The organism is Propioniciclava sp. MC1683, from assembly GCF_014164675.1.
Classification (GTDB): Bacteria; Actinomycetota; Actinomycetes; order Propionibacteriales; family Propionibacteriaceae; genus Propioniciclava.
In genome coordinates, this window is record NZ_JACJFX010000073.1 from 1 (window position 1) to 3560 (window position 3560).

General features: G+C 70.1%; 5 protein-coding genes. 4 read left to right on the forward strand and 1 reads right to left on the reverse strand.

The genetic code is table 11. From position 1 onward, the window contains the following. Positions 1–224 (forward strand): transposase (locus tag H5397_RS17120; RefSeq protein ID WP_182818931.1); only part of this gene is annotated, 224 nt, incomplete at its 5' end. On the opposite strand, the gene H5397_RS17125 is transcribed toward H5397_RS17120, so the two are convergent. Next, on the reverse strand, positions 221–1600 hold the full coding sequence (locus H5397_RS17125; protein WP_182818933.1) for a M20/M25/M40 family metallo-hydrolase: 1380 nt from the start codon (positions 1598–1600) through the stop codon (positions 221–223). The genes H5397_RS17120 and H5397_RS17125 overlap by 4 nt on opposite strands. Positions 1601–1773: 173 nt before the next feature. Between H5397_RS17125 and H5397_RS17130 the strand changes: the two genes are divergently transcribed. From H5397_RS17130 to H5397_RS17140, 3 genes are all read left to right on the forward strand, one after another. Beyond that, on the forward strand, positions 1774–2727 hold the full coding sequence (locus tag H5397_RS17130; protein WP_182818934.1) for a DUF1524 domain-containing protein: 954 nt from the start codon (positions 1774–1776) through the stop codon (positions 2725–2727). Positions 2728–2738: 11 nt separating this feature from the next. Then, positions 2739–2981 carry a hypothetical protein gene (locus H5397_RS17135; protein ID WP_182818936.1) on the forward strand — a complete coding sequence of 81 codons (243 nt, stop codon included), beginning with the start codon at positions 2739–2741 and terminating at the stop codon, positions 2979–2981. Positions 2982–3050: 69 nt separating this feature from the next. Next, positions 3051–3449 (forward strand): DUF1877 family protein, encoded by a 399-nt coding sequence (locus H5397_RS17140; RefSeq protein ID WP_182818938.1) that lies wholly within the window; start codon positions 3051–3053, stop codon positions 3447–3449. The last annotated feature ends 111 nt before the right edge of the window (positions 3450–3560 follow it).

Consider the following 3560-nt stretch of genomic DNA (forward strand, 5'->3'; position numbering starts at 1 on the left):
AGATCGCCCGTCGCAAGGCCAAGGGCAGCCGCGGCGGTCGCCCACCTGCCTTCGATCCCACCATCTACAAGGGCAGGAACGTGGTGGAACGCTTCTTCAACCGGATCAAGGAGTTCCGCGCCATCGCCACCCGCTACGACAAACTCGCTCACAACTACCGCGCCGGCCTCGTCCTGGCCAGCACCATCATCTGCCTACGAGACCAGTTACGCGACACGCCCTAGGCGGGCCGGGCCACCGCCAGCACCCCGTGCGCCAGCGTGTCGGCCATCAGGCCCAGCATGTCGGGGTCGATGTTGTCGGCCCGGTCGCAGGACTCGTGGTAGCAGGGATCAGGCACGCCGGCCCCCTCGTCGAGGTAGGCCCCGGTGAACAGCCCGCCGACGGGGATGTCGGCGTACAGGAACGGCCGGTGGTCGCTGTCCTCGAACGTGGCGTCGACGGGCTCGGCCCCCTGCTCGCGGAGGTAGTCGGCCATGACCTTCCCGACCGGGTGGTCGCGCTCGCCGAAGCCGGCGTACACGTACGGCGTCGGGTTGGGTGAGCCGACCATGTCGAGGTTGAGGTAGACCTCGGTGGCGCGTTGCGCGGCCCGGTCCAGGCCGGAGACGTAGTGGGTCGACCCCCACAACCCGTCCTCCTCGCCGCTCCAGAACGCGAACCGGACGCCGTGCTCCGGCTGCACACCCAGCTCGGCCAGGTGCCGGGCCACCTCGAGGGCCGCCGCGACCCCGGACCCGTTGTCGTTGATCCCTGCCCCACTGGACACCCCGTCGAGGTGGGCGCCGACGACTACGGTCCGGCCGCTGGTGCCGGGCAGGTCGGCGAGCACGTTGGCGGTCTCGACCCTGCCCTCCCGCCACTCGACGCTCAGGGCCAGCTCGGTCGGCTGGGTCGCCCACGAGGCGCCCAGGTCATAGGTGGTCGTCACGACCGGGATGTCGAGGTCGGCGTCCTGCACCTGGCCCATGAACACGCCCGTGCGGTCATCCGCGTCACCCTGGTTGAACACCACGACGGCGCTCGCCCCGGCTTCACGCGCGTTGAGGGTCTTGGCCAGAAAGGTGCACGAGCCGCGCTGCAGCAGGGCGATGTCCCCGGCCGGGAACCCCTCGAAGTCGTCCGCCTGGCACCCGCTCGAGGAGCGCCGGTCCCCCTCGAGGTTCACGTCGACGGCCGTCACGCGGCCGGCGGCGCTCCCGGATCCGCCGAGCGGCTGGAAGTCCTCCCCCATCGTCAGCGCCTGCTCCCCGCCGGGGCCCACGGCGACCGACGCGTCGACGATCCCGCTCCGCTCGTAGGAGAACTCCTGGCGCCGGGTCTCGTAGCCGGCCTCCTTGAGCTGCGCCTCGACGTAGGCCATGGACGCCTCGTACCCCGGCGTCCCCGCCTGCCGGTTGCCGTCGTTCGCGTCGGCGATGCGCTCGAGCTCGTGGATGTGCGCCATCAGCTCGTCGGTCGTGATCGCCTCGCGCAGGGTGGCCGAGTCCACGGCCGGGATGACCCTCGGCCGGTTGTTCCACTGGAACCACACGGCGACGAGCGCGACGACCACGACAGCGGCGATGCCGATCAACTGCCAGGGGCGCGGGGTCTTCACGTGCAGAAAGTACCCGATCGACCCGGCCGCTGAACATGGACGCCTCGGGCCCACCCCGCCCCCACCCGACCGCTCCACTACAGCCAGTAGTCGAGATCGGGCCCACACAGCCCTGACTAGGCCTAGCATCGAGCCAAGCGTCCGCCGCCCAGGGCATCAGCACCGGCTGGGAGGTGGAGGGGGCCCCGGGCACGTTCAAGTACCGGCCGGTCAGCCCGATCAACCGCGACGCGATGGCCGCGTTCCTGTACCGCCTGGCCGGGGCGCCCGCGTTCACGCCCACCACCCAGAGCTTCGTCGACGTCCCCCCGGGCACGCAGTTCTACGCCGAGATCGAGTGGCTTGCCACGACGGGCATCTCGACCGGCTGGGGCGTAGGCGACCAGCGGGAGTACCGCCCCCTGCAGCCGATCAACCGCGACGCGATGGCGGCGTTCCTGTACCGGTTCGTGAACGGGGGCACCGCTCCCCTGACCGAGCAGTGCGGCGCCCCCTACCCGGAGCCCGAGCCGCAGCCCGGCCCCGACGTCGAGGCCGCCAACCAACTGGCGAACGGGTTCGCCGTGCCGGGTGCCGCCCAGTCGCGCAACGCCCTGGCCGGCCTGTCCGTCCAGGCGCCGGGAACCATGGTCGGCTACGACCGCGCCCTGTTCCCGCACTGGCGGGACGCCGACTCCTGGGGTTGGCCCTCGGAACCCGTCGCGACCTGCGACATCCGCCAGGCCGCCCTGTGGCGGGAGGGCCGGAACGTGGCCTACACCAGCGCCTGTGACATCCTGTCCGGCACGTGGCTGGACGCCTACACGGTGGTCACGCTGTACGACAAGAGCGACGTCGACGTCGACCACATCGTCCCCCTCGCCGAGGCGTGGAGAGCCGGAGCCGCATCATGGACGACGACCCAACGGACCGCCTTCGCCAACGACCAGCTCGAGGTGATCGCCGTGGACGACGGCGCGAACCAGAGCAAGGGCGACAAGGGCCCCGACCTCTGGAAGCCGCCGAACCAGGCGGCGCACTGCCTGTACGCGAAGCGGTGGATCGCGATCAAGACGAAGTACGCCCTGACCGTGTCGGCTCCCGAGAAGTCGGCGCTCGACTCGATGCTGAACACCTGCGCAGCCTGACGGAGGACCCCATGACCCAGCACTTCACCGCCCCTCCCGGCGGCATCATGACCGACGACGTCGGCGTCATCACCGGACCCGTCGAGGCCCGCATCGACGGCGACCTCGTGCGCATCCGCTACGAGGGCGCGGGCGAGGAGTACACCGTCACCGGCACCGTCGGCGAGCGCACCCCCGACGAGGTGTGGGAGCAGCTCACCACCGATCCCGGCGTCGACGAGTACGACAACCCCAAGCACGTCGACCTGCAGTAGGGCTGCGGTCCGCACGTCCTGGCCTACTTCTCTGGACGCCGCGGGCCCGGCCAGGCCAGGCTGCCGAGTATGGGAATGATCTGGGTCGCCTACCGACGCGACCGCCTGTACGCCGATGCGCTCATCGCAGACCCTGAACTGATCGAGGACCTCCTCGAATCGGACGACGACGTCACCTCGGTGGACATCGACAAGGCCTGGCACGGCGTGCACTGGCTGCTCACGGGATCGGCCGAGCCGGATAGCTCCATCGCATCCGACGTGATCTTCGGTGGCCAGCCGGTCGGTGATCCGGACGAGGAGATGATCCAGGTCATCGACGAGCCGCGCGTCGCGCGGATCGCTTCGTACTTGGCGGAGCTGGACGAGGCTTTCCTGCGGGCAGGGTTCGACCCGCAAGCAATGATCCGGGCCGACGTCTACCCGTCAGGAATCTGGGAGGAACCCGAACTCCTAGGAGCCTGCTGAACAAGGCGTCTATCTGACGGCGGGTTGGACGTGGGTGGCGGGTGGGACGCCGCCGCGGCTGTCGAGCCGCGAGTGTGAGTCAGCGCAGTTGAGTGCGACAGCGGGGTCGTC

Coding starts and splice junctions, on each gene's coding strand:
- H5397_RS17135 (WP_182818936.1), top strand. CDS start 2,739: ATGACCCAGCACTTCACCGCCCCTCCCGGCGGCATCATGACCGACGAC.
- H5397_RS17140 (WP_182818938.1), top strand. CDS start 3,051: ATGGGAATGATCTGGGTCGCCTACCGACGCGACCGCCTGTACGCCGAT.